The following is a 26,106-nucleotide window of genomic DNA, read 5'->3' on the forward strand; positions in this document are numbered from 1 at the left end:
CTGTCTCCGGGTCAGTTGTGGGCGTGCAGTGGTGTTCCCGCGAGTGCGAGCATGGCCTCGCCCAACGCTTCGTTCTGACTGGGGTGCGCGTGGATGAAACGCCCCACTTCATCGGGAAGTGCTTCCCAGGCAACGGCCAACTGCGCCTCACCGATCAGTTCGCCGACGCGGTCTCCCACCAGGTGAACTCCGACAACAGGGCCTTTCGTTCCGCTTCGAATCACTTTGATTCCACCGGTAGTTCGCAGGATCTGACTCTTGCCGTTACCTGCCAGGTCGTAGATGACGGTGGAGACGTCGGCGTGCTGCGTGCGCGCCGCCTCTTCGTCGAGTCCGACCGATGCAACTTCGGGATGTGAGTACGTCACGCGAGAAATCAGATGTTCGGCGACCGGTATCGGATCCTTGCCGGCAATCTGTTCGGCCACAAAGATTCCCTGCTGGAAGCCTCGGTGCGCCAATGCAAGACCGGGCACGATGTCACCGACCGCGTACACACCGTCCACGGACACACGGAGGCGTTCGTCGGTGACGACAAACCCCTTGTCGAGGTTGATTCCGTTTTCTGCGAAACCGCTACCGTCCGTGCGGGGTCCGCGGCCGACGGCGACCAACAGTAGGTCGGTGTCGAATATCGTTCCGTCGCCCAGTTCGACGCGGACCGAATCGGCTGCTTCTTTCGCGGAAACCATCTTCGTACCTGTCTTGCACACGATTCCGCGTTTACGATAGGCCCGTTCGAGCTGCTTCGACGACCACGGGTCCTCGGCGGCGATCAGTCGGGGGAGTGCCTCCACGATCGTGACTTCGGCGCCGAACGAGCGCCAGAGGCTTGCGAACTCGACGCCGATGACACCGCCACCGAGTACCGTTGCGCTGGTGGGCACCCGGTCGAGTTCGAGTGCCTGGTCGCTGGTGACGATCCGTCGGCCGAGTTCGATGCCGGGGAGTTCCCGCGGATACGAGCCGGTGGCCAGAACGAGTGATGTTCCGGTGTAGCGGGTTCCGTCGACGTCGATGCTTCGCCCACCGACGTACGTTCCGTATCCGTTGACGATAGTGATCTTGTGTTGCGCCAACAAACCTTGCAGACCGCTGTACAGCCGCTCGACTGTCCCGTTCTTGTAGTCGTGCACCTGCGCGATGTCGATGCCGTCAAAAGATGCCCGGACTCCGAATTGCTCACTGGTGCGTGCCGAGTCGGCCACCTCGGCGGAATGCAGCAGCGCCTTGGTCGGGATGCATCCGCGGTGCAGGCACGTTCCGCCGACCTTGTCCGCTTCGATCAGCGTCACCGACAATCCGAGTTGGGCGGCGCGGATGGCGCAGGCATAGCCGCCCGATCCTCCACCGAGGATCACGACGTCGCTGTGGGGTTCTGCAGTTGTCATCAGAGCCTTGGTCATCAGAGCCTTCCCAGGACGCGGATCGGGTTCTCGATGTAGTCACCGAACAGCCTCAGGAATCCGCCGGCCTCGCCCCCGTCACAGACGCGGTGGTCGAAGCTCAACGAGATCTGAGTGACCTTACGAACGGTCAACTCGCCGTTCACGACCCACGGCTTGTCGATGATGCGTCCGATCCCCAGAATTGCCGCCTCGGGGTGATTGATGATCGGAGTCGATCCGTCGACCCCGAATACCCCGTAGTTGTTGAGCGTGAACGTGCCGCCGGTCAGGCGGGCGGGTTCGAGCTTGCCGTCGCGGGCAAGGTCGGTGGTCACCCGAAGTGCCTGTGCGAGTTCGGCAGTGCTCAGCGAATCGGCATTACGAATGACCGGTACCATCAATCCTTTCGGTGTCTGCGCGGCGATGCCCAAGTGGGTGCGGGCGTGTCGGACGATCTCGCCTCGAGCTGTGTCGACCGACGAGTTCAGTTCGGGGTACTGCGCCAATGCGGCGGTGGTCAGCCGAGCCAGGAGCGCCATCAGGCTGATCTTGTCGGAATCGGGCAGTGACTTGTTGATCTCGGCTCGCGCCGCCAACAGTTCGGTGGCGTCGACGTCGACCCAGGTTGTCGCGTCCGGGATCTCGCGGCGGCTGGTGGACAGCTTGTCGGCCACTACCTTGCGTAGCCCCTTGATCGGAATTCTTTGGTCGGTCGCGTGTGACGTTTCCGTTTCCGGTCCGAAGTTTGCCCCGGCCTCGACGTCGGCGCGCGTGATGACTCCGCCAGCGCCCGATCCGGAAATCGTGGCTAGGTCGATACTGTTGTCAGAGGCCAATTTACGAACGATCGGCGAGATCACGCGTACCGACGGAGCCGCTCTGCGTCGGCGTCTCGGTGCATCCTCGCTGGTGCCGTAGCCGATCAGGACGTTGCCCGAACCGGCGCGTTCCTCTTCGCGGTAGCGCTCGTGGTTGGCCGAAACGACCGCGTCGACACTGTCGCCACCACTCACGGTGATCAGCGGTGTGCCCACCTTCAGGGTGTCGCCGTCATTGCCGTGTAGTTCGATCACGGTCCCGGCGAACGGGATGGGCACATCCACAGCAGCTTTCGCAGTTTCCACCTCGACGACGATCTGATCGATGGTGACCACGTCGCCTACCTTGACGTGCCACTCCGCGATGTCGGCCTCGGCCAGACCTTCACCCAGATCGGGGAGCATGAATACCTGATTGCTCATGCCGTCACCGCCCAACGGGTGTCCGGGGCGTCGTTCCACTGCAGACGGTCGACGGCGTCCAGGACCCGGTCGACGCTGGGCAGGTGGTGACGCTCGAGCTTGGGAGCGGGGTAGGGGATGTCGAAGCCGCTGACCCGGAGCACCGGGGCATGGAGATGGTGGAAACACCGTTCCTGCACGCGGGCAGCAATTTCTGCACCCACACCGGCAAAACCCTGCGCTTCCTGGATGACGATGCAGCGTCCGGTCTTTCGCACCGATGCGGTGACCGTCTCGTCGTCGAACGGCACTATCGAGCGGATGTCGATCACCTCGATGTCCCGGCCCTCGGCTGCAGCGGCCTCGGCGGACCTCAGTGCAACATCCACGGACGGACCGTAGGCGATGAGCGTCGCGTCACGACCGGGGCGACGGACGACGGCGCGACCGATCGGCTCACGTGCGGTCAGTTCGACATCTGCTCGCGCGAAGTACAGCTTCTTGGGCTCGAGGAAGATCACGGGGTCGGGGTCCTCGATTGCCGAACGTAGCAGCGAGTACGCATCTTCCACCGTGGACGGCGCCACAACCTTCAGTCCGGGTGTGTGCGCGTAGTAGCCCTCACTGGAATCACAGTGATGCTCCACCCCGCCGATACCGCCGGCAAAAGGAACACGAATGACTATCGGAATCGACAGCGCGCCCTTGGTGCGGTTGCGGATCTTCGCCACATGGGAGGCGATCTGCTCGAACGCCGGATAGGCAAACGCGTCGAACTGCATTTCCACGACCGGACGAAAACCGGTCATGGCCATGCCGATTGCGAATCCGATGATGCCGGACTCGGCGAGGGGAGTGTCGAAGCATCGGTCGTCGCCGAAGTCGCGGGTGAGGCCGTCGGTGACGCGGAAAACGCCGCCCAGGGTGCCGACGTCCTCACCGAAGACGACAACGTTGTCGTCCGCGGCCAGAGAGTCGCGTAGCGCGGTGTTGAGGGCCTGAGCCATCGTGAGCATGGGCATGGTCAGTGTCCCCCTGTGTCAGCGGCTTCGGCAGCAAGTTCGGTTTCGAGTTGGGCTTGTTGCTCACGCAATTGCGGTGTCTGCTCGGCGAAGACGTACCGGAACAGATCGAGCGGATCGTGCGGGCGGTCGACGTTCATGCCGGCGCGCAGTGTGGCGGCCGCGGTTTCTGCCTCTGCAGTCAGCGATTCCACGAACGCGTCGTCGATCAGATCGTGTGCGCGCAGATACTTTTCGAGACGCGGCAACGGATCTCGCCCGAGCCAGGCTTCCACCTCGGCGCTGTCGCGGTAGCGGGTGGCGTCGTCGGCATTGGTATGTGCGTCGATGCGATAAGTGTGTGCCTCGACGATCACCGGTCCGTTTCCGCTGCGGACGAAGCGTGCCGCCTCGTCCATGACGGCCAGCATCGCAACGGGATCGTTGCCGTCGACCTGCTCGCTGCCGATCCCGTAGCCGACGCCCTTGTGCGCCAACGTCGGTGCTGCGCTTTGGCGCGACAGTGGCACGCTGATCGCAAATCCGTTGTTCTGCACCAGAAAGATCACCGGCGCCTTGAAGACGGCGGCGAAGTTCAGCGCCTCGTGGAAATCGCCCTCACTGGTGGCGCCGTCACCACAGAGCGCCAAGGCGACGGTGTTCAAGCCCCGTCGAGACTCCCCGTAGGACACCCCCGCTGCATGCAGCAATTGCGTTGCCAGCGGGGTGCACTGCGGCGCACTGCGCAGTGCGACCGGGTCGTATCCGCAGTGCCAGTCGCCGGCGAGCATGCTCAGAATCTGCACCGGATCGACACCCCGGGCGGCCAACGCCATCGAATCCCGGTAGGTGGGGAAGAGCCAGTCACTCGGCTCCAGACTCATCGCTGCCGCGATCTGACATGCCTCCTGCCCTCGCGAGGACGGATACACGGCCAGGCGCCCCTGTTTGGTCAGCGCCGTAGCCTGCTGGTCGAAACGCCTGCCCAGGAACATCTTTCGATACATCGCGATCAGGCGATCGTCGCTCGGTTTTGCGTAGCGGGCCTCGCTGCGCGTCAGTTCTCCGGCAGGGTCGAGGTACTGCACCGCAGAATCGGCCGGCAGGAACTTCTGATACCGCAGTTCCCCCAAGGGCTCGACAAGTGTCACTTCTACCTCCAGAAGACGTTGTGTCCATCAGTATTCGCACTTCGGCGACGTAATGGCAGCAGGCGTCGAGGATTCAAGACAAACGGCCTATCATGAGGATTCGGGCAGCAATATGTCCATCAACCGACTCGACTACCGAACCAGGAATGGACAGATGGCCACCGAACCGCACGCTCTCGATGCGATCGACCGTCGCATCATCGCCGAGCTGGTCGCAGACAGTCGCATCTCCATGCGTGCACTGGCCGAGAAGGCGCACATATCCCGCGCTCACGCCTACGTCCGCATCGAAAGGCTCGAGGACGCCGGAATCATCACCGGATTCACGACGCGGATCGCCCACGAGAAGGCCGGACTCGGCTCCTCGGCATACGTGGCACTCTCGATCAGGCAGCACTCGTGGCGAGGTCTGGCGGCGTCCTTGAAGGCCCTGCCGTTTGTCGAGCACTTCTCCCTCCTCGGCGGCGACTTCGACGTTCTGGTGCTGGTCCGTGCCCCGGACAACCAGGAACTACGCCACACCGTTCTCGAAGAACTCCAGGGACTCGACGGGGTTCTCTCGACCAAAACGTGGCTGATCTTCGAAGAAGGCAACGGTCCGGGACCCAACTGGTTGCCCGGCTGATCCGTCTATAGTTGCCGTTAGCAGTTGCACACGGGAGGTGACTCGAATGACCCTGTACGGCCTGGGAATCGGTTGGCGCCCCGAGGTCTCCGGAATCATCGCGCAGCTCGACGGCCTGGCATTCTGCGAAGTCATTGCCGAATCCGTCGGAAACGAGATACCGCCGCACCTCGGCTCGCTCGGAGTTCCGGTGATCCCGCACGGAATCTCGCTCTCACTTGGCGGGGCCGAGGCGGTAGATCAGGCACGGATCGATCTCCTTGCGCGTGCATCCCAGCTACTGGGCGCTCCCTTGGCGAGCGAGCACATCGCATTCGTGCGTGCAGGCGGCATCGAGGCCGGCCACCTGCTCCCACTTCCGCGCACCTACGAAGCCGTCGACGCCCTGGTACGCAACATCACCCGGACTCAGGACGGTCTACCGGTGCCGTTCGCCGTCGAAAACGTTGCCGCCCTGTTCGACTGGCCGGACGACGAGTTGACCGAAGGGGAGTTTCTCGCGGAGATCGTCGAGCGCACCGGAGCCCTGCTGGTTCTCGACATCGCGAACGTCTACGCCAACGCTCTCAATCGCGGGCGTGATCCCTGGGCCGAGCTGAGCCGGCTACCACTCGAGCGAATCGCATACTGCCACATCGCCGGTGGCAGCATCAGCGACGGCAAATACCACGACACGCACACCGATCCGGTACCCGAAGCCGTGCTGGAACTCCTTGCGCAGTTCACCGCCGCCGGTCACCATCCCGCCATCATGCTCGAGCGCGACGGAAACTATCCGCCGGCACTGGAATTGCTCGACGAGCTCGATGCCATCGCCGACGCGGCTGGTCTGGATCGCATCACCGCGGGCACCGATTGGTCACGCACATGAGCACGCTCGGTGAGCGTCAAGAGGCGCTGATTCGCGCACTGGTGGCGGGTGGCGAACTGCCCGAAGGCTTCGACAAAGACGAAGCCGCCGTTGTCTCGGCGGCGCTGCTCCGAAAGCGCGCAGGAGAAGTGGCGCACCACCTTCCGGTCGTGCGCCACACTCTCGGCGATCGTTATCTTCAGTTGTTCACAGCGTGGGCGGACGGACGACCGAAGTCGTCTTCGCATGCGGATGCCCAGGCCTTTGTCGCCCATCTCCAGGACATCGGCGAACTGCCTCGCCCACCCTGGTATCAGAGGTTTCGAAAGGTCTCACGCAAGTGAGACAACAGCTTCGCTGGTGTACATGAGGAACGTCATCGATTCCTGGAAGTACAGCTCGACGGAGTTCGCATCGTGCGAGAGATAGCCGATGGACAGGTCCTGGCCGAGGTGCAATTCGTAGTCACCGCCACGCGTCGACAGCAGGAAAGCGCCGTCGATGGCCGGGGCCCAGATGATCTCGCCGTCGAGGACGCGTCGCAGGTGCTCGCGGATGGGGTAGCCGTGATCGGAGGTCTCGTTGATCGCGGTGAACGCATCTGCATTCAAGAGCAGTGAGTACGGTCCGTTGACACCGGCCAAGCGCAGCGACGTGATCGCCTGGCTGATGGCTTCCGGGTAGTCCTTGGCGTCGATGGGTAGCTTCAGTTCCGGGTTGGAACCGCTGGCCCGCACGCCGGTGATGCTGGCTGCGGGGTATCCCTCGAAGATGGCGCGGTCCTCGGCGAACGCGATCTGCTTGGCCGCGTCCTTGACGGGCTGCCAGTCGGAGTCCTTGGCGCCGCGTTCGACGTCGTCGATGGCCTGACGGCTGACGGTGAACGGGACCCGCAGTTCGATGATCGGCTGGGACTGACGAGCATGTGCGATGACGCCGTCGGCCAAGGGATTGATCGGCACCTGATGCCCGAGTGGGATGGCCGCGAGATCGTCACCCGACGGTCCCTCCACATCCACGACACGACGACCGGCGACGTGACGCTTGAATGTACGGCTCGCCTCTTCTTCGATCTCGGCCCAGGCTGCTGCCGAAATGGGTGCTAGGTCGCGGTGCAGGTTTGTCATTGCTGGGCACTCCTTTTGAGGCTGCCGATTCCGAGAGAACCGTCAGAGATGGGCGCTGTGAACGTCGCTTCGGGAACGAGCCTGGTCGGTAAGTCCGGGGGATCGTCGAGAAAGTCCGCCGTCGGAACGAAGAAATTGATTCCGGTGACGGCGGTGGAGAAATCGAGAATGCGGTCGTAATTGCCGACGGGATTCCCGATGAACATGTTGGTGAGCATCTGCTCGGTGACCGTCGGCGACGCCGAGTAACCGATGAAATAGGTACCCATCTCAGCGGAGCCGACGTGGCCGAACGGCATGTTGTCGCGCAGAATCTGGATCTGCTCACCGGATTCGTCCTCGATGACGGTGAGTGCGGTGTGGGAGTTGGCCGGCTTGGTGTCGTCGTCCATCTCGAGATCTTCGAGCTTGGAGCGTCCGATGACGTTCTCCTGCTCCTCGACGGGCAGGGAGTTCCACTCCGACATGTCGTGGAGGTACTTCTGGACGATGACGTAACTGCTGCCTGCGAAATCCGGATCCTCGTCACCGACGGTGACCGCGACGTAAGCGGCCTGCCCGGACGGGTTCTCGGTACCGTCGACAAAACCCATGAGGTCGCGTTGCTCGAAATACTTGAACCCGTGGACCTCGTCGATCACCGACGCGGCCCCGGCCAACCTGTTGGTCACGACCGTGGCGAACTCGAAGCACAGGTCCATCTGACGGGCCCGGATGTGAAACAACAGATCGCCCGGCGTGCGCGGGGCGTGGTGTTTGTCACCGGTCAACTCGACGAACGGATGCAATTCCGCCGGCCGTGGACCGTCGAAAAGTCGGTCCCACGCATCCGAACCGATGCCGACGACGGCAGCCAAGCCACCGGCGGGAACCCGGAATCCGATCGAGCGTTGCAGCCCGGAAATATCCGCCAGAACGTCGTGAACTGCCTGCTCACCACCCTCGTCGATGGTGAAAACCAGGAAGATCGCAGCTTCCGTGAGCGGGGTCAGCAACGGCTGCGGTATCGCGGGAAGGGCCACTTCGGCCTCGTCGATCTCACTCGTTTCCGCCATGCAGACCAGTATGGACGATTCCGGCAGTCCCGGCATCAGTAGTGGGTAAGTCGCGTCAGGGTGTCGCGTCAGGGTGTTGCGGCCTGGGCGCCCGCGTCGAAGCCGGCCGGAATCTCGAAGATCTTTCCGTCGAACCCGGCGCGGTAGAGATGCCCGGCCGCGAAACCGGAATTGCCACGCCCGTAGGTCAACACACTCGACGCTTGCAGTCCGCTGGTGAGCGAGCAGTACTGGCCGGGTCCGTCGATCCGCCACACCTCACCACTGATGTCCGTGGGAATAATTGCGCGATCTCGCGAGTCCAAGGTCAAACCATCTGGGGCAGAAAAGGTTTCGAAACCACCGAGATCGACCAACGACTCCGAATAAACCGGATTGTCCACGGAGATGCGGCTGACACCCGGGTTTGCGAACGTGCGCGAAACGTAGAGCCAGCGATTATCGGCGCTCAGGGCAGCGCCGTTTGCACTCGGGAAGGTTGCCCACGCCGGGTCGACGGAACCATTCGGGCTGACCTTTCCGATCAGCGAACCGAAATCGTTGGTGGCGTAGATCGTCCCGTCGTGCGCGACAGCAAGGCCGTTTGCAGCGCTCAGACCACCGGCTATCGGCGTCACGGCACCCGAGTGCACGTCCACCCGCGCGACCGACGCAGCACGCGTCAGATCGCCGATCAGCACGCCGGCGTTTGCTCCGGTACCCACCAGCAGTGAACCGTCCGTGCTCCACGCGAGTGCGCCCGCACCGCCGGGAACCGTCGCGATCGGAACTGCGGCCTGACCAGGCCCGTCGACGCGGAAGATCCGCCCACTCACCAGGTCGGTCGTATACAGGCGCCCTTGCCCGTCCACCGTGACACCCTCGAGGGCCGCACCCGGAATCTGGGCGCTGAGTATGGCGGGTGACGATCCAGGGCAAGGCGGAGCGGCGGCGGCACCGGACACGCCCAGAGCCAGAAGCGAACCGGCAACAAGAGCACCGGTGATACCAACACGAATACCGCGATCGAAGATCCTGGTGCGCATCTGCGCAACGCTAGACCCTCTGTCCGATTTCGCCTAGAGCGACCGAAGGAAAGAGATCAAAAGTTCATTGACCTCGACAGCGCGTTCTTGTTGTACGAAGTGCCCCGCACCGCCGAGGAGATGTACACCCCGCAGGTCGGGGACGGTGTCCTTCATTCGGTCCAGTGCCTTGGGACCGCTCATCGCGATGACCGGGTCTTCCGCGCCCGCAACGAAGAGCGTCGGGACCTCGACGTGCGCTCCGTCCAGATCCGCGCTGCGTTCCCAATTGGCGTCATACGCTCGGTACCAGTTCAAGCCACCGGTGAAACCTGTTGCAGTAAAGGCCTTTACATAGACATCCCAATCATCCTCGGTGAGCCACGACCACGGCAACGCCGGCGCCTCGGGAAGTACGTCGAGATAGCCGTTTCCTTCGGAGGGGTTCTTCCACACATCGAGGTACCGGTAAGCCCCGGACAAGGCGTGGAAGAGCCGCTGAAGGAATTCACGTGGACGGGCGTCGAGTTCGCGCTCCGCGACACCCGGTTCCTGAAAATAGTGAATGTGCAGAAAGTGCTTTCGCGCCAAGGCGGCGTAGATGGCCGAGGGCTTGGCCGGGAATCTGTCCGGCGCATAGGGAACCGCCAAGGAGACCAGTCCCGCAACGCGATCGGGGTGACGAAGCGCTGTCGTCCACGCGGCCGGAGCGCCGAAATCGTGTCCGACGAACACCGCTTTGTCGATTCCGAGAGCGTCGAGTAGGTCGATCAGCCGGTTCGCGACGGCGTCGTTGGTGTAGTCCTCGATCGCGTCGGGGCGGGTAGTGCCGCCGTAACCGGGCATGTCGAGTGCAATCGACCGAAAACCCGCTTCCGCCAACGCTGCCGACTGATGGCGATAGCTGTATCCGAGGCCGGGAAAGCCGTGGCACATGACCACAGCTGTCCCGGAACCGGAATCGTCGATCTGCCAACGGAATCCGTCGACGTCGATCGTCTTGACCGTCATGTCAGGCGGTGATCATGTCTTCCTGGTTCCAGAATGCGCGCATCGACAGGATCTTTCCGTCGTCGTCGAAGGTCATGACGTCGATGGGTGCGATGGTCAGGGTCTGCTCGCCGAGCTTGGTGATCAGCGAGAAGTGGAATGCCGCTTCGTTTCCGGCGATGCGGAGGGTCTGAAGGTGAGCTTCCTGGTCGAAATTCTCGATCACGGAGTAGAACTCGAGAATGGACTCGCGGGTGGTGCGCACGTCGGTACCAACCGGGTCTTCGACCGTTGCACCCTCTGCGTACAGGGCCACAACCTGGGCAGCAGTGCCCGTCGCAACGGTCTCGATGTAGGCGTCGACGGTCTTGCGGATTACCTCTGCGGACGGTGCCATGGTCTACCCCTCGTAGTTAGAACAGGTTCTAATTCTGAGGATAACCTACGACTCTGTTCCACAGGTCAGCTTTCGAGCACCTTGCGCAGGCGAGCCTTCTTCCGGTTCTCCCGCACGATCCAGACGACATCGGTGTCGTCCGACGCCCCCAGGGAGACGAATGCCGGCAGGGCATTCTCCGGATCCGCCGCAACCGCGACACTCCAGCAGTATCCAAGCGCCTGCCGGAGAGTCCGTGTGTCGGCCTCGCGACGAGAATCAGCTGGTTGCGAGACGATCCACTCGGTAGCGTCTCGGCACACCTGAACGGCCAGCGCAGCGTTGGTCTTGTCCTTCAGCAACCGTGGCTCGCAGATCCCCGCAGCCGCTGCGCGCAGCGTCAATGGATGGGCGGACCGTGACCACTGCTCGATGATCGCCCGCAATAATTGCGGATCCGTGTCACCTATCGCCTGAACGGCCATCGCGGCAGCTTCACGTGCGCGCCACGACGCACTGGTGGTCGCCTCCGTCAAGCTGCGGAGAACGGATCGCTCGTGCGAGCGAACGAAGATGAATCCGAGCCCGACGATCCCACAGCAGCGGATGTATTCGTCCTCGGACTCCGCTGCCAGCAGGATGTCGCCGTCATCGGCGCCGCGCGCGAACTCGAGCATGAGCCCAAGGTTCGCGCGCGGGCCGGGCAGTCCTGAACGCTCCGTCAGGTAACTCCACAGTTCATCGCCGTCCAGATCCGCGAACGTCATGGGAGTCCTGCTTTCTCGAGTGCGGGTGCACCCATCATTTCACCGAAAGCCCTCTCACGACGGGAGTTCGAAGCTCACTTGCTTCCGTCGTCGCGCATAGAGGAATCCACCGACAAACGCGAGCACCAGCACCCCGGTCATCACCACGGCCAGAATGTTGCCGCCCAGTAGGAGCGGAAGGTTTCCGGCAATGGCGATCGCGAATCCGATCAGCCCGACAAGGCCCAAGCTCGGGGCAAGTTTGGTGTGCCAGAATCGCTGATCGACCTTCGTACGATGAAAGAAGACGAGCACCGCAAGGCACGTGAGCAACATGAGAGCCACGATCCCCACCGTTGCAACGCCGGCGAACCACGCGAAGATCTGTGTCACCGGATCCAGACCGATGACGATGCAAGCTCCGAGAAGTACCAAAGCACAGCAGGATTGCACCACTGACGCGATGTGCGGCGAACCATGCACGCGGTGCGTCCGCCCACCTGCGCCCGGCAGAACGCCGGTGTTCGACAGAACGAAGATGTATCTGGCCAAGACATTGTGGAGAGACAGAACTGCGGCAAAGAGACTGGACACCAACAGAATTTGAATCAGGTGGGCTGTCACCGTTCCGGCAAAGTCGGTGGCAGTGGTGATCAGCATGCCGTCGGGGTCAGTACCCGCAATGTCCACTGCACCCTTGTCGCCCCAGGCTGTCACAACCGCCCAACTGGAGAGAGCGTAGAAGCCGCCGATGAGGATCAAGGCGGCGTATGTCGCTCGCGGGATAGTCCGCGCGGGATCCTTCGCTTCGTCACGGAAGATCGCCGTCGACTCGAACCCGATGTAACCGGCAAGCGCGAATACCAATGCGACGCCGGGGGATCCGGAGAATATTTCCGACGGAGAGAACATTGCTGTCGACGGGCCTTCCGGACCACCGTCGGCGACGATGAAAGCGTCGAGTACGACTACGATCCCGACCTCTGCGATCAACAGGATGCCGAGCACCTTGCCCGACAATTCGATATGACGAAATCCGAGGACGGCTACCAGAGCCAACGAGGCGAGCGAGAAGATCCACCACGGCACCTCCGGACCACCGTAGGAGGTGATCAACGAACTCATTGCCGGGCCGAGGTAGCCGTATACGGCCAATTGCACTGTGCTGTAACTGACGAGGGCCAACATCGCACTGCCGACGCCGGCACCACGGCCGAGACCATGTCCGATGTAGAGATAGAACGCTCCGGTTCCCGGGATGTAACGCGACATCGCGGTGAACCCGACGGCGAAGAGCAGAAGTACACCGGTTGTCACGGCGAAGGTCATGGGGAAGCCCGCACCGTTGCCACCGGAAATACCCAGCGGCACAAGACCACTGATCACAGTCAGGGGAGCAGCTGCGGCAACGACCATGAGGACTATCGAGCCGGTACCCAGCGAGCCTCGAAGAGTTCGGTCATCGCCGGATGCATCACGTGAAGCATTGACGGAAGTATGGGTCATACGGGCGATGTTAGAACCATTGAAGTCGATTCGGGACCCAATTCACAAAACTTTTACTTGCGAAAAACGGGACGAACCGTCCGTTCGTCGCGCTCCCGTCAGCCTTCTTCCTGCAGCGCCAAGCGTTTGAGCTCGTCTTTTGCGTGCAGAATGTGACGTTCCATTGCCTCCGCCGCGCGAGCGCTGTCGCCCCGCTTGATCGCCTCGAAGATTTCCTTGTGCTCCACCCTCGAAGCCTCGACCTGGTCTTCGAACACGAGATGATCGACGGGGACGAACATTTCGCCGCGAGCCTCGACCACAGCGGCCTCCAACCTGCTGTTTCCCGCCGCTCTGGCGATACCGCCGTGGAACCTGGCGTCACAAGCCCGGAACGATCCCCGACTTCCGGAAACCCCCAATTGCTCAATGGATTCGAGCAACTCGAGAAGATGACGATCGGTTCGCCGGACCGCCGCGAGGCTTGCCGTGCGCATTTCCAACCCGATACGGAGGTCGACGATCTCGTCGATGTCTGCTTCTCGCGCTTTCAACTGGCCAACCCAGTCTTCATAAGGCCTGGTCAACTCCGAAACGAACGATCCGCCCGTGGCTCCTCGCCGCACCTCGATGTATCCCATCGCCTGAAGGATTCGGACCGCTTCTCGCACACTGACTCGACCGACTTCGAGTTGCTGAGACAGTTCACGCTCGGACGGCAGGCGATCACCGGGGCTGAGCGCGCCGCTGTGAATGAGCAGTCGCAAGCGTCGAGCGATATCCTCCCCCAACGTCGGTGCACTGACCATGAATTCGATGGCCGGCAGCTTGTCGATCTGCACGTCTCGTACCCCCTACTCGGTGCCTGGACCGACACTTACGCTTCGTCTTGACCTACGAAATCGAACGCTCCCATTCGCAACTGTCCTTGAATAGATACAGCAGCGCGCGGCACTTCGAACCCGTTACCCCAACTTTACAAGCCAAACTCTAGCGAAAAGCCATTCAATGGTTCTATGCTCGCTCCTATGACCCAATTCACGATGACGGCGGAGGCACTCCCCGCCATGCCCCTGATCGGAGTCACCGGCCGCGTCGACCGCGGCGGGCCGTCACTACCCAACGTCGTCGGCGACGCGTTGATGGAAATGTTCTTCACCGATTTTCCGTCGAAGATCCGCGCTGCCGGTGGTCAACCGATCCTGCTGAGCATCCACAGTGATCCGCGCCGAATCGTCGAGCATCTCGATGCCCTCGTCCTCAGCGGTGGTTCCGACGTGGACCCCAGGCGATACGGCCGCACCCCCGGACCAAACTCCTCGATGATCGACCCCGCTCGGGACGAATTCGAGTTCGCCCTGGTCGATGCAGCCTGGGAAATCGGACTGCCGATCCTGGGTGTATGTCGAGGACACCAGGTCGTCAACGTCGCCCGCGGGGGCACTCTGATTGCCGACCTTCCGACCGACGCCGGTGAGGCACACAGCTTCTTCGGTTATCCGCGTTCGTACCGACCGCAACAGGTCGCTCTGGAATCCGGTTCCGTCCCACACAGTCTGTACGGCAACAGCATTCACGTGAACAGCCTTCACCACCAAGCCGTGGACACCCCGGGGAGCGGGCTTCGGATCGTCGGACGCGCGCTCGACGGCGTCGCCGAAGCCATCCAGGCCGCCGATCGCCCCGTGGTGGGCGTGCAGTGGCACCCCGAATTCTTCGTCGAAATCGACCCGCTCTTCTCGTGGCTCGTCGACGCTGCAACCTCCCGTCGGACCAATTCTTCTCACCAGATCGATCATCACAGAATGGAAGACAACAATGTCACGTACGCATGAGAACAAGGTTGCCCTGATCACCGGTGCAGGCTCCGGAATCGGCCGCGGCATCGCGCTGCGCCTCGCCTCCGACGGTGCCCGCGTCGCGGTCGTGGACCTTCACATCGAAAGTGCAAAGGAGACCGTCGCACTTATCGAATCGCAGTACGGCACAACCGCGCTCGCCCTTGAGGCCGATGTGCGCGACCGCGCCGCCGTGAGCGCCGCTTTCGAAGCCACCGTCGCCGAATGGGGACGCTTCGACTACCTCGTCAACAACGCCGGCCTGATCACGATGAGTTCTCTCGAGAACCTCACCGACGAAGAGTGGGACCTCGTCCTCGACGTCAATCTCAAGGGCATGTTCATCGTCACGCAGATCGCCACCCCGTACTTCCGCGACGGCAACAGCGGCGCTGTGGTGAACTTGTCGACGGTGGAAGCGGACGTGGTCGTGTCCTCCCAGGGCTTCGCACAGGTCCACTACAACGCGTCGAAGGGTGGAGTGAAGATGCTGACGAAGGCTCTGGCCGTCGAACTCTCGCGGTACAACGTACGAGTCAACGCGATCGCCCCCGGGCCGGTCCCCACCGCCTTCCTGCCTGGCATCGACGTCTCCTCCGGCGAAGTTCTCGACTTCATGAAGTCCAGGCTCCTGGTGCCGCGAGTCGGCCGCCCCGAGGACATGGGTGCTGCAGTCTCCTTCCTGCTCTCCGACGACGCCTCCTACATCAGTGGAGTCCAGCTGCCCGTCGACGGCGGATGGCTTGCCCGATGAAAGGCCGGCTCACCACGGCCGAGCTCGCCGAGTCCGACATCGACACCGTCCTCATCGCCGGTATCGACCTCTACGGACGGTTGATCGGCAAACGAGTCCCGACGCGAATTTTCCTCGCGAACATCGACGAGGGTCTGCATGTGTGCACCTGTGTGTATGCCTGGGATGCCAGCCAACGCATGGACAAACTCGTTGTCGACTACGCCGGCGGACACACCGGCTGGCATGACTTCCGCCTGCAACCTGACCTGGGAACACTGCGACGCGCGTCGTGGCTCGAGTCCACTGCCATCGTCATCGCTGACTCGGTCGACGAACATACCGGCGAGATGGTCCCGATCGCACCGCGCACGATCCTGCGCAAACAGATCGACAAGCTCGAAGCTGACGGCCACACCGTCTACGCGGCAACGGAACTCGAGTTCCACCTCTACCGAGGTACCCCCGACGCATTGCGGCGCAGCGGCTATCGGGATCTCGAACCCACCACCCTGGTGCCCTCGGATTACACCATCACCGCCGGCAACGCGATGGAACCTTTCTTCCGCAAGGTACGAACCGCGTTGGAGGAGAGCGCGATTCCCGTGGAGGTCTCTCAGGTCGAATACGGCCTGGGCCAGTGGGAGATCAACCTCGAATACGGAACCGCCCTCGAGATGGCCGACCGCCATGTGCTATTCAAGCAGGTCGTCCACGACGTCGCTGCGGCAGAAGGGCTCACTGCTACCTTCATGGCACGTCCGAGCACCGACGGCATGGGCTCGTCGTGTCATATTCACGCGTCCATGCGGAGCGACGACACCTTCCCATTCCACGACGAAAGCGCAGAAAACACCGCGAGCGCCGAGCTGCTGCACGCCGTCGGCGGAGTTCTCGAGCACTGCCCGGAACTCATGCTGTTCTACACGCCGACCATCAACTCGATGCGCCGGACCAGAGCCAGCCACGATTTCTCGGGGAACGGCTTGACCTGGGGTTTCGACAACAGGACCACCACCTGCCGACTCATCACCGGGGCACCGTCCGCCAACCGTCTCGAAATGAGACTGCCAGGGGCGGACGCAAATCCGTATCTCGCACTGGCCGCAGTCTTGGCATCGATGAACGACGGTCTGACACGAAAGCTCGATCCCGGCGCACCGGTACGACGCGACGGGTACAGCGACACAGACACACTCGAGAAGGTGAAGCAACAACCGCTGCCCGGCACACTCGACGAGGCGGCGCGTGCGCTCGAGGCCAGTGAGTTCGCACTCGCGGCGTTCGGCGCCGAGGTCGTATCGCACTATGCGGCGGTCGCCAAGGACGAATGGGATTCCTTCATGTCCGCGGTCACCGACTGGGAACGCGAACGCTACCTCGACAACATCTGACCTACAAACGATTTCGCCACGAAGGACAGTCATGACCACTTCATGCTCACTCGTGCCCCAGAACAACACGATCGACGGAAACGTCGAAACACCGGCTATCGACCTCGGCGAATTTCTCACCGATCCCGACACCGGAGAGAAACTGCAAGCCCAACTCTCGTCCTCCACCGAACAGGTGGAGAGGGCGATCACCGCCGCGACAGAACTTCACCGATCGGGTGTCTGGACCCGTCGATCGGTCGCCGACCGGGTGCGCCTACTCGAGAGAACGGCTGAACTTGTCGAAGAACGGACTGCGGCGATCGCTCGTGAGGACTCCAAGAACAACGGCCTTCCGCTTTCGATCAGCACACTTTTCGCCGGCGGACTTCCCGATCTGTTCCGCAGTGCTGCAACGCATCTGAAGAACTCCTCCGGGTTCGAGCAGTTGCCGTCAGGTGCACATTTACATCGGCTGGCGTGGGGCCCGACCGCTGTGATCGCACCGTGGAACGCACCGAGCTTCATCACCGCCAAGAAGACCGCATTCGCTTTGGCCGCAGGTGCTCCGGTAATCGCCAAGCCCTCCAACTGGGCACCGTCGGGTCCCAACGTGCTTGCCGAGGCGATCTCACGTGCCATCGCCGAAGTCGACGCGCCGAAAGCTCTGTTTCAACTCGTTCACGGAGGCGGGGACGTCGGGCATCTACTGGCCTCCGATCGACGAATCCGAGCACTGGCGTTCACCGGCGGCCGAGCGGCCGGTAGTTCCATCGCCGCTGCAGCTTCTACCGATTTCAAGGCTCTTCAACTCGAGCTCGGCAGCAACAACCCCGTGATCATCCGCGCCGACGCCGACATCGATCTGACTGCCGCCGCACTCGTCGACGGGTTCACCAAACTCAACGGGCAATGGTGTGAGAGTCCGGGAAGCGTCTTCGTGCCGCCGCACCTTCACGACCGGCTTGTCGACGCAATACTCGACCGCACGGCCGAAATCGCACTCGGCCGAACCGATGACGCCAACACCACGATGGGTCCGCAGGCGAACGAGCCTCAACTCCAACGGATGCGGGATACCGTCGAATTCCTCCGTGGCGTGGGCGGCACGGCCGTCTCGAGCACCCCCGTGCCTGACGATTCCGGATGGTTCTTCCCACCGACAGTGGTGCACGGAATCTCGTCGGAGCAGACCAAATCGGAGACCTTCGGGCCGATCCTGACGGTGCACCGAGCATCAACCGACGAGGAAGCTCTGCTCGAGGCCAACGCTCTCGATACCGGCCTGGCCGGATACGTGTTCGGCGCCGACGTCGACGCCGCTCGTGAACTTGCGACCCGAATCGATTGCGGTGAGAACAAGATCAACAGCACCAGCCTCCTGGACCTAGACGACCACTCGACCCAGAGTTTCTGGGGCGGAAGCGGTATCGGCGCACACGGCGACGCAGAGCTTCTCGACTTCTTCCGGGGATCGAGAATCATCGGGGTCGATGCGCCCGGACTTCCTCTCTAGGCGGAGGAGGTCGAGGAAATGGGTGAAGCGGCTCGGGTGGGCACCGATACGAGTCGGGTGGGCACCATGGTGGTCGAATGCCACGATACCGCGGCGGTTCTCGCACGTATTTCGTCGCTGGGGTGGAAGCTCGGCGTCGAGGTCGTCAGCCTGTCTACATGGGTATCCGTGACATCGCCGGGAGTCACCGGAATGTCGATCGCGTACCGTTGCCCGGCAACGATCTCCGACGCCATGTTGATCAAGCGTCTCAACAAGATCATCGGGATAGTTCGCATCAAGACGGACCACGGCCCGTTCGTTCCGGTGACACCACAGGTCGGCCTACACGTCACCGCGACTTTCCAACGCGTCGATCCAGTGGCGCTGGTGGCGTACCGGCACGGCGCAACTGTGTGCAGTCAAGCGAACAATGTTCTGTCGGTACAACTCACCACCACCCGATCGATCGCGGACACATTCGTATCTGATCTGGCACAGGTCGCAGAGCGTCCGCTGCGGGGTGAGATCTCGCTGCAGGAGATTCATCTTGCATGACGTCGAAGTGCCACCACGGCGATGTGCGGCTACGAACGTTGGCCAGTAGCCGCACATCATCGTGTGATCAGTGAGCAGGGAGGAGGGACGTCTCCTGCTGCACACCGTCTTCTGCGCCGATCTGGACGATGTTTCGAGGCAGGAACACGGCTGCGATCGCGCCGAGAACTGCTGCAGCAGCACCGATCAGGAACGCGATACGCATGCCCTCGTCGGTGTAGAACACAGCGCCCTCCATCGCCATCGCGATGTGCGAGTTCAAGACCGTGAAGGCGATGACGGGAAGCACTGCGGGGAAGATGCTCTGAAAGACCGCAACCATGCTCGCCGTGGTTGCCTGCAACTGCGGCGGCACTGCCTCGATGAGCAGGTTCGGGATGGAGGCGTAGCCCATACCCATACCGACACCGAAGATTCCGGCAAAGATGATGAGCAGAGGCTTGTTGTCGTGAATGGTGGCCGTCAACGTGAATCCGACTGCCATGAGTATCATTCCGATGATCATCAGCAGACGGGGCCGGATGTTGCGCCCCACGAGGAAGCCCACGATCAAACCACCGACCACCACCATGCCGCCAAGGGGCGCCTGGAAGATCGCGAATCCCTCTGCCGTCACGCCGAATCCGTATCCCAGGCCGAGAACTGCTGGGGTCATCACCATCATCGGCAGCAAGATCGTGAAGACTCCCGACGCGCCGTAGCAGAACCCGGCACCGACGGCGGTGAGCATCACCGAACGCTTGCCGAAGTAGCGCAGGTCGATCAAGGGCTCGCGGATGGCTCGGGCAGAGGCAACCCAAGCCACCAACAGTGCGACGCCGCCGATCAGGTAGGCCAGTGTCGAACCGTTCTTCCAGCCCCAGGTCGGTCCGAAGCTGACGCCGATCAGAATTCCGGCGATGCCCGACCCGAGCAGTACCGCACCGATCAGGTCCAGCGAAGAGCGAAGTCGGACAGTTGATTCCGCCGTCGAAGCGAAGATCATGCCGCCGAGGAGAACCAGCCCGACGACAAAGAACCAGAAGATGCTCCGGAACCCGTGGTTGTCGATCAACCAACCGGTGAGGAACGGCGCCGGGATCGCAATCAAACCCATACCGGAAGTCGCGATACTGACGGCCAAGGCAACAGTTTTCGGCGGAAAAACATCTCGAATGAGGGAGTAACTCAGGAACAGGCAGGGAACCAGCAGACCCGTCAGCGACCGGCCCAGAATCAGGATCGCGTAGCTCGGCGCTATCGCCGAAATGAAGGATCCGACCGCCGCGCCGGCGACAGCCAAGAGCAGGACTTTTCGTTTGCCGTACATGTCGGCGAGCTTGCCGAGCAGAGGAGACGCGACCGCCCCCAGCAGCAAGAACGACGTGAGCAGCCAAGCTCCCTGCGTCGTTTGATAGTGCACCGAGATCGCAGGGAGAGCAGTGGAGATCATCATGTAGCTCACTGCGAGCATCTCGAGAAGTAGAACAATCGACGCCAGGGAGAACACCAGTCGCGGAGTCCACCGCTCCGGTATCGATGTCGGTTCGGGCAAACTGGGAGACGAACCGTCGCTGTGGACATGAGACGCCATGGCTGGAAGATCCTTTCGGGAACACCTACGAATTCGATTGACCCTCTGTCGAATACCGTCGACGGGGGCCTAGCCGGGAAGTGCAATGGAACGACAGCTACCGATCTCGGTAACGTGTTACCTGCATCACAGCCCTCACATCGAACACGCGCTACCAAATGTTCCGTGGAGCGGGACATTCAGGACAACGACTGATTGGCGTCACAAACTCGAACCTGGCCTTGGATTATGAGCAACGGCAACGATTTTCGGTTCGAACTTGAACGTGGAGCCATTCCCATTTCGAAATACCGACCAACCCGTACTTGACGATCCCGCCTTTGAGGTTCCCCCTCGGTGTCAACGTCGGGAATCATCCCCCAGAAACGACTGTGCGCCGTTTCGGTAGCGGTAACTACCAAAACGGCGCACAGGGGCCGAAGGCCCTACAGAACTATGTTCACCATCTTTCCCGGCACAACGATCACCTTGCGGGGTGCGTTGCCCTCGAGCAGAGCGACGATCTTCTCGTCGGCCAGCGCAATCTCTTCGACAGCCTTGCGATCGGCATCTGCCGGGACGCTGATGCGGCTACGAACCTTGCCGTTGACCTGGATCGGGTACTCGACGGTATCCTCGACGAGCCACTTCTCCTCGACTGCCGGGAAGGGTCCGTGCGCAAGGGATTCCGTGTGACCCAGACGCGACCACAGCTCTTCCGCGAGGTGCGGCGCCAGGGGAGCGAGCATCAGCACCAGCGGCTCGACAGCAGCACGCGGCGCACCGCCCGGGAACGCCTTGGTGAGGTGGTTGTTGTACTCGATCAGCTTCGCGGCGGCCGTGTTGTCGCGCAGCGCCGTGTAATCCTCGATGACACCGGAAATCGCCTTGTTGAGCGCACGCAAAGTCTCTTCACCAGGAGCTTCGTCGGTGACACGGGGCTTGCCGGTCTCCTCGTCGATGACGACGCGCCACACTCGCTGCAGGAATCGCGCAGCACCGACGACGTCCTTGGTAGCCCACGGACGCGAGGTGTCCAGCGGACCCATCGACATCTCGTACACACGCAGAGTGTCTGCACCGAACTCGGCGCAGATCTCGTCCGGCGCAACGGCATTCTTCAGGCTCTTGCCCATCTTGCCGTACTCGCGGTTGACCTCGGCGCCTTCGTAGAAGAACTTGCCGTCACGCTCGACGACCTCTTCCGCCGGCACGTAGACGCCGCGGGCATCGGTGTACGCGAATGCCTGGATGTAGCCCTGGTTGTACAGGCGGCGGTACGGCTCGCTCGAGGACACGTAGCCCAGGTCGAACAGAACCTTGTGCCAGAAGCGCGAGTACAGCAGGTGCAGCACTGCGTGCTCGACGCCGCCGACGTACAGGTCGACTCCACCGGGATCGTTGGGGCCGTGCAGTTCCGGACGCGGGCCCGTCCAGTACGCCTCGTTCTGCGGGTCGCAGAAGGCGTCCTGGTTGGTGGGGTCGATGTAGCGCAGCTGGTACCACGAGCTACCTGCCCACTGCGGCATGACGTTGGTGTCGCGGTGGTAGGTCTGCAGACCGTCACCGAGATCGAGCTCGACGTTGACCCAGTCGGTCGCCTTGTTCAGCGGGGGAGAGGGCTCGGAGTTGGCGTCGTCCGGATCGAAGGACACGGGTGCGTAGTCCTCGACCTCCGGAAGCACCACGGGCAGAGCCGAATCCGGCAGAGCGTGTGCGTTGTCGTCCGCGTCGTAGACGATCGGGAAGGGCTCGCCCCAGTAACGCTGACGCGCGAAAAGCCAGTCGCGCAGCTTGTACTGGATGGTGCCCTTGCCCTGGCCGCTCTCCTCGAGGCGACTGATGACGGTCGCCTTGGCCTCGGCAACGTCCAGCCCGTCGAGGTAGTCGGAGTTCACCAGCGGGCCGTCACCGGAGTACGCAGCCTCCGAAACATTGCCACCGGCAATAACTTCGAGAATATCCAGACCGAACGCGTTCGCGAACTCCCAGTCACGGTGATCGTGTCCCGGAACTGCCATGATCGCACCGGTGCCGTAACCCGTCAGAACGTAGTCGGCGATGAAGATCGGAACCTTGTGTCCATTGACCGGATTGACGGCGTAGGAACCAAGGAAGACGCCCGTCTTCTCCTTGTTTTCCTGGCGCTCCAGGTCGGTCTTGGCGGCAATCGACTTACGGTATGCAGCAACAGCTTCCGCCGGAGTCGTGGCACCGCCAGTCCAGCGCGCGTCGACACCTTCGGGCCACTCGTCCGCGACGAGCTTGTCCACCAAGTCGTGCTCAGGAGCCAGCGTCACGTAGGTGGCGCCGAACAGCGTGTCCGGACGGGTAGTGAACACATCGACGCCGTACTCGCCTGCAGCAAAGGTAACTTCGGCACCGTACGAGCGTCCGATCCAGTTGCGCTGCATGGCCTTGACCTTGTCCGGCCAATCCAGGTACTCGAGGTCGTCGACCAGGCGATCGGAGTACGCGGTGATGCGCATCATCCACTGCTGGAGATGCTTACGGAAGACTGGGAAGTTTCCGCGGTCACTACGACCGTCGGCGGTGACTTCCTCGTTGGCCAGGACGGTACCCAAACCGGGGCACCAGTTGACCATCGAATCCGACTGGTAGACAAGGCGGTACGAGTCCAGAACCTTGGCCTTCGCGGCCACGTCCAACGAAGCCCACTCGCGTCCGTCTTCCAGAGCGCGCTCACCGGAATCGAACTCGGCTTCCAACTCGGAGATACGACGCGCCTTGCCGGCTTCCTTGTCGTACCAGGCGCCGTGGATCTGCAGGAAGATCCACTGCGTCCAGTGGTAGAAGTCGACGTCCGTCGTCGCGAGGCTACGACGCTCGTCGTGCCCCAGACCCAGGCGTCGCAGCTGGCGCTTCATGTTGGCGATGTTGGACTCGGTGGTCGTCCGCGGGTGGGTACCCGTCTGCACGGCGTACTGCTCGGCCGGGAGACCGAACGCGTCGTAGCCGAGGGTGTGCAGGACATTGCGCCCCTGCATGCGATGGAAGCGCGCGAAGACGTCCGTAGCGATGTATCCGAGCGGGTGACCGACGTGCAGACCCGAACCCGAGGGGTACGGGAACATGTCCTGCACGAAGAGCTTGTCGGCGGGAACACCGTCGGGCGAGGAGAGCGGACCGACCGGATTGGGCGCGTTGAACGTGCCTTCCTCACTCCAGCGGTCCTGCCAGTGCTGCTCGATCTGGCCGGCGAGCTCCGCGGTGTAGCGGTGCTGCGGAGTTGCGTCGGCTGGTGAATCGGGGGACTGCGGAGACTCGGTCACTATGGTCGCTATCTACTTGGCTGACGGAAATACCGATAACCAGGGTAGAGCCTGCACGACCCGGGCATACCATCAACTCCACTCGCGCCTATCCTGTATGGGTGATCGTTGTCGCTGTGGTGCTATTCGTGCTCGCTGTCGCCGTAGGTGGAGTTGCCGTCGCCGGACTGATCGGCAAACTCCCGCGCAACCGCTGGGCCGGTGTCCGCACCGAGGATTCCCTGCGGAGCGAGGAGTCGTTCGCCCTCGCCAACAAGGTGGCCGGTCCGACCATGCTCGCGGCCGCTGGAATGTTGGTCATCGGCGGAGTCGCAGCACTGACCATCGGCGGAGTCTTCGGCATTGCCGTCGCGATCATCGCCGTCGTCGTCGCCGTCCTCACTGCCGGTTTCGGTGGAGGCATCGGCACCCGCGCAGCCGCCGCGCTCCCGCAGCAGAGCGGATGCGGTAACGACTGCAACTGCGGCGGGCACTCCGAGCCTGCCGCCGACGAGCCGGTGGCGGAGACCCCCGAGGCCAAGGCGAACGCTGCCGCTTGCGGCACCGCTTCCTGCGGTGCCTGCGCGCTCAAGGATGCTTGCCAGCCGGCTCATTGATTCACGTGAAACATCGCGTGGTCGACCCGGCCGGGGTCGTATTCGGGCTAGTCGTTCCGCTGTTGTGTGCGGTCTTCGGCTTCGTCCTGACAGAAATGTGGGAGCCTCGCCTCCCGGAGCAGATCGCGACTCACTGGACCACCACCTCGCCGGACGGCTTCTCCACCCCGTCGGCCAACGCATGGACCATTGCACTTTTGACACTGCTCTTCGGTGGCGGTCTCAGCGCGATTGCTGCTCTTGCTCCCGCGATGTTGATGATGCGTCGCTTCATGTTGGTTGTCGGGCTGAGCATGGTCGGGCTCGTCACGACAGTGAACTTCGCTTTGCTCTACACCCAACTCGATGTCGCCGATCCGTCCACGACGTCACTCCCGCTGTGGTCTCTCGGTGTCGGCTTTGCAGTCGGCGGGGTGCTGGGGTGGATCGGCGCCTCCTTCCTGCGCGACTACCGCGTCCGCACTCTTGCCACGATCGAACCCTCGGCCGGGTTGCCGCGAAGCAGCTGCCCTCTACCTATCTCCGACGACGTCGGATTCAGCACCAAAGGCTCGGTGATCCTCACTGCGATCACTCTGGCGCCCGGAGTCATCATGGCGTTGGCGATGCGGTCACTCTGGCCGTTGTTCATCTTCGGGGCACTCGGACTGCTCGTCGTCAGCTTGGTTCGCTTCCGGGTGATCGTCGACGAACGGGAGATCCGGGTGATCAACATGGGGATGGCTGCGATGACCTACGGCATCGAGGAAGTTGTCGGAGCCGACGTCGCGGAGATCAAACCGTTCGCGGACTTCGGCGGCTGGGGACTCAAGACCAAGGGTCGTCGTAACTACGGCGTCGTCACCCGCACCGGGCCAGCGGTGGTCATCACGTTCGCTTGTGGCGACCGACTCACGATCACGACACCCGGGGCCGAAGACATCGCCGGGTCACTCAATCGATTGGCCGACGCCCGGACTCGGTAACCGCCGAGCCTGAACCGATCGCTTCCTGAGTCTTCTCGAGATACCCACACGCCGCAGCCCTGGCTTTGGTGACATCGCGTTCGGCGATGGCTTCGGCAACTCCCTGATGATGCGAAGACGTCAGCGACGGCGGATGCACCCCTTCGGTCACCTCGTACGTGGCGCGGACGGTTTCGAGGATTCCGGCAAACAGATCTTTCAGCACGGGATTGTGGGCGGCATCGACGACGGCAATGTGAAACGCGAGATCGACGTCGACGAAGTTCTCGGCCGGGACGTCACGCTTGGTGGCCAGCTCACGAAGTATCCGGACGTCGTCGTCGCTGCGACGCTCACACGCCAACCGGACCGCTTCCATCTCGAGCGCACGACGCACTTCGAAGACGTATTTCATCTCGTCGACGGACGCGTGTCTGCCGAGCAGTCCGCCGATGTCGGTCCGAGCGCGCACGAAGGTCCCTGATCCGCGACGGATCTCCAGGACTCCCGTCGAGGTCAATGTCTTGATCGCTTCGCGCACGGTGTTCCGGCCGACGCCGAGAACACTCATCAGCTCCGGCTCGGTCGGAACACGATTGCCCACTGTCCAGACGCCGTCGGAGATCTGCGCGCGCATCCAGTCGAGGGATTGCTCGTACGCGGACTCTTTGCGAACAACGGTCATCAGCTCATCCTCACAGCATTA

At 62.4% G+C, this 26,106-nt stretch carries 25 protein-coding genes; 10 read left to right on the forward strand and 15 right to left on the reverse strand.

Going from position 1 to position 26,106, the window contains the following annotated elements:
* Positions 1–11: 11 nt before the first annotated feature.
* Genes lpdA through pdhA form a run of 4 tightly spaced genes read right to left on the reverse strand, consistent with a single transcriptional unit; the run spans position 12 to position 4,760 of the window.
* Positions 12–1,406 (reverse strand): dihydrolipoyl dehydrogenase, encoded by a 1,395-nt coding sequence (lpdA, locus tag GN300_RS10615; RefSeq protein WP_233405619.1) that lies wholly within the window; start codon positions 1,404–1,406, stop codon positions 12–14.
* The gene (locus GN300_RS10620; protein ID WP_063315361.1) at positions 1,406–2,629 is read right to left on the reverse strand and encodes a dihydrolipoamide acetyltransferase family protein; all 1,224 of its coding nucleotides are present in this window, start codon (positions 2,627–2,629) and stop codon (positions 1,406–1,408) included. Before GN300_RS10620 ends, lpdA begins: the two co-directional genes overlap by 1 nt.
* Entirely contained in the window at positions 2,626–3,630 is a 1,005-nt protein-coding gene (locus GN300_RS10625) for an alpha-ketoacid dehydrogenase subunit beta (RefSeq protein ID WP_063315360.1), read from the reverse strand. Before GN300_RS10625 ends, GN300_RS10620 begins: the two co-directional genes overlap by 4 nt.
* Positions 3,631–3,632: 2 nt before the next feature.
* On the reverse strand, positions 3,633–4,760 hold the full coding sequence (pdhA, locus tag GN300_RS10630; RefSeq protein ID WP_063315359.1) for a pyruvate dehydrogenase (acetyl-transferring) E1 component subunit alpha: 1,128 nt from the start codon (positions 4,758–4,760) through the stop codon (positions 3,633–3,635).
* 154 nt (positions 4,761–4,914) lie between these two features.
* On the opposite strand from pdhA, the gene GN300_RS10635 reads away from it, so the two are divergent.
* The 3 genes from GN300_RS10635 to GN300_RS10645 are packed head-to-tail and all read left to right on the forward strand — an operon-like array spanning position 4,915 to position 6,579.
* On the forward strand, positions 4,915–5,385 hold the full coding sequence (locus GN300_RS10635) for an Lrp/AsnC family transcriptional regulator (protein ID WP_020971454.1): 471 nt from the start codon (positions 4,915–4,917) through the stop codon (positions 5,383–5,385).
* Between the two features lie 46 nt (positions 5,386–5,431).
* On the forward strand, positions 5,432–6,256 hold the full coding sequence (locus tag GN300_RS10640; protein WP_063315981.1) for a DUF692 domain-containing protein: 825 nt from the start codon (positions 5,432–5,434) through the stop codon (positions 6,254–6,256).
* Complete coding sequence (locus tag GN300_RS10645) at positions 6,253–6,579, forward strand: hypothetical protein (protein ID WP_007729071.1); 327 nt, start codon at positions 6,253–6,255, stop codon at positions 6,577–6,579. Before GN300_RS10640 ends, GN300_RS10645 begins: the two co-directional genes overlap by 4 nt.
* On the opposite strand, the gene GN300_RS10650 is transcribed toward GN300_RS10645, so the two are convergent.
* The 8 genes from GN300_RS10650 to GN300_RS10685 form a co-directional block, all read right to left on the reverse strand.
* The gene (locus GN300_RS10650; protein WP_003942478.1) at positions 6,568–7,362 is read right to left on the reverse strand and encodes a family 1 encapsulin nanocompartment shell protein; all 795 of its coding nucleotides are present in this window, start codon (positions 7,360–7,362) and stop codon (positions 6,568–6,570) included. The genes GN300_RS10645 and GN300_RS10650 overlap by 12 nt on opposite strands.
* On the reverse strand, positions 7,359–8,417 hold the full coding sequence (locus GN300_RS10655; protein WP_042447536.1) for a Dyp-type peroxidase: 1,059 nt from the start codon (positions 8,415–8,417) through the stop codon (positions 7,359–7,361). The genes GN300_RS10650 and GN300_RS10655 overlap by 4 nt, the downstream gene beginning before the upstream one ends.
* Positions 8,418–8,485: 68 nt before the next feature.
* A complete protein-coding gene (locus GN300_RS10660; protein WP_063315358.1) occupies positions 8,486–9,442 on the reverse strand; it encodes an SMP-30/gluconolactonase/LRE family protein in 957 nt (318 codons plus the stop codon).
* Between the two features lie 33 nt (positions 9,443–9,475).
* The gene (locus GN300_RS10665) at positions 9,476–10,432 is read right to left on the reverse strand and encodes an alpha/beta fold hydrolase (RefSeq protein ID WP_063315357.1); all 957 of its coding nucleotides are present in this window, start codon (positions 10,430–10,432) and stop codon (positions 9,476–9,478) included.
* A gap of 1 nt (position 10,433) precedes the next feature.
* Positions 10,434–10,808 (reverse strand): nuclear transport factor 2 family protein, encoded by a 375-nt coding sequence (locus GN300_RS10670; protein WP_003942502.1) that lies wholly within the window; start codon positions 10,806–10,808, stop codon positions 10,434–10,436.
* A gap of 65 nt (positions 10,809–10,873) precedes the next feature.
* Positions 10,874–11,554, reverse strand: coding sequence for a hypothetical protein (locus tag GN300_RS10675; RefSeq protein WP_063315356.1), 681 nt, complete (start codon positions 11,552–11,554; stop codon positions 10,874–10,876).
* Between the two features lie 54 nt (positions 11,555–11,608).
* Positions 11,609–13,039: an APC family permease gene (locus GN300_RS10680; protein WP_051720950.1), complete on the reverse strand. Its 1,431-nt coding sequence runs from the start codon at positions 13,037–13,039 to the stop codon at positions 11,609–11,611.
* Between the two features lie 98 nt (positions 13,040–13,137).
* Positions 13,138–13,860, reverse strand: a complete 723-nt coding sequence (locus GN300_RS10685; protein ID WP_021332595.1) for a FadR/GntR family transcriptional regulator — start codon at positions 13,858–13,860, stop codon at positions 13,138–13,140.
* Between the two features lie 186 nt (positions 13,861–14,046).
* Here GN300_RS10685 and GN300_RS10690 point away from each other — a divergent pair, with 186 nt between their 5' ends.
* Genes GN300_RS10690 through GN300_RS10710 form a run of 5 tightly spaced genes read left to right on the forward strand, consistent with a single transcriptional unit; the run spans position 14,047 to position 19,015 of the window.
* A complete protein-coding gene (locus GN300_RS10690; protein ID WP_233405620.1) occupies positions 14,047–14,853 on the forward strand; it encodes a gamma-glutamyl-gamma-aminobutyrate hydrolase family protein in 807 nt (268 codons plus the stop codon).
* The gene (locus tag GN300_RS10695; RefSeq protein ID WP_063315354.1) at positions 14,837–15,610 is read left to right on the forward strand and encodes an SDR family NAD(P)-dependent oxidoreductase; all 774 of its coding nucleotides are present in this window, start codon (positions 14,837–14,839) and stop codon (positions 15,608–15,610) included. The genes GN300_RS10690 and GN300_RS10695 overlap by 17 nt, the downstream gene beginning before the upstream one ends.
* Entirely contained in the window at positions 15,607–16,983 is a 1,377-nt protein-coding gene (locus tag GN300_RS10700) for a glutamine synthetase family protein (RefSeq protein ID WP_054781549.1), read from the forward strand. The genes GN300_RS10695 and GN300_RS10700 overlap by 4 nt, the downstream gene beginning before the upstream one ends.
* A 31-nt stretch (positions 16,984–17,014) precedes the next feature.
* Positions 17,015–18,478 (forward strand): aldehyde dehydrogenase, encoded by a 1,464-nt coding sequence (locus GN300_RS10705; protein ID WP_197487706.1) that lies wholly within the window; start codon positions 17,015–17,017, stop codon positions 18,476–18,478.
* An 18-nt stretch (positions 18,479–18,496) separates the two neighbouring features.
* Positions 18,497–19,015: a hypothetical protein gene (locus GN300_RS10710; protein ID WP_007729094.1), complete on the forward strand. Its 519-nt coding sequence runs from the start codon at positions 18,497–18,499 to the stop codon at positions 19,013–19,015.
* 67 nt (positions 19,016–19,082) lie between these two features.
* Here GN300_RS10710 and GN300_RS10715 read toward each other — a convergent pair whose 3' ends face one another.
* Both GN300_RS10715 and leuS read right to left on the reverse strand, forming a co-directional pair.
* Entirely contained in the window at positions 19,083–20,588 is a 1,506-nt protein-coding gene (locus GN300_RS10715; RefSeq protein ID WP_058037563.1) for an MFS transporter, read from the reverse strand.
* A 425-nt stretch (positions 20,589–21,013) separates the two neighbouring features.
* A complete protein-coding gene (gene leuS / locus GN300_RS10720; protein WP_063315352.1) occupies positions 21,014–23,860 on the reverse strand; it encodes a leucine--tRNA ligase in 2,847 nt (948 codons plus the stop codon).
* Positions 23,861–23,961: 101 nt separating this feature from the next.
* Here leuS and GN300_RS10725 point away from each other — a divergent pair, with 101 nt between their 5' ends.
* Together GN300_RS10725 and GN300_RS10730 are read left to right on the forward strand one after the other, a co-directional pair.
* Complete coding sequence (locus GN300_RS10725; RefSeq protein WP_003942484.1) at positions 23,962–24,456, forward strand: SdpI family protein; 495 nt, start codon at positions 23,962–23,964, stop codon at positions 24,454–24,456.
* A gap of 5 nt (positions 24,457–24,461) precedes the next feature.
* A complete protein-coding gene (locus GN300_RS10730) occupies positions 24,462–25,421 on the forward strand; it encodes a DUF1648 domain-containing protein (protein WP_231914980.1) in 960 nt (319 codons plus the stop codon).
* On the opposite strand, the gene GN300_RS10735 is transcribed toward GN300_RS10730, so the two are convergent.
* Positions 25,390–26,085: a FadR/GntR family transcriptional regulator gene (locus GN300_RS10735; RefSeq protein WP_047272655.1), complete on the reverse strand. Its 696-nt coding sequence runs from the start codon at positions 26,083–26,085 to the stop codon at positions 25,390–25,392. The genes GN300_RS10730 and GN300_RS10735 overlap by 32 nt on opposite strands.
* Positions 26,086–26,106 lie beyond the last annotated feature (21 nt).

The organism is Rhodococcus sp. Ni2 (assembly GCF_021352185.1).
GTDB lineage: Bacteria > Actinomycetota > Actinomycetes > Mycobacteriales > Mycobacteriaceae > Rhodococcus_F > Rhodococcus_F qingshengii.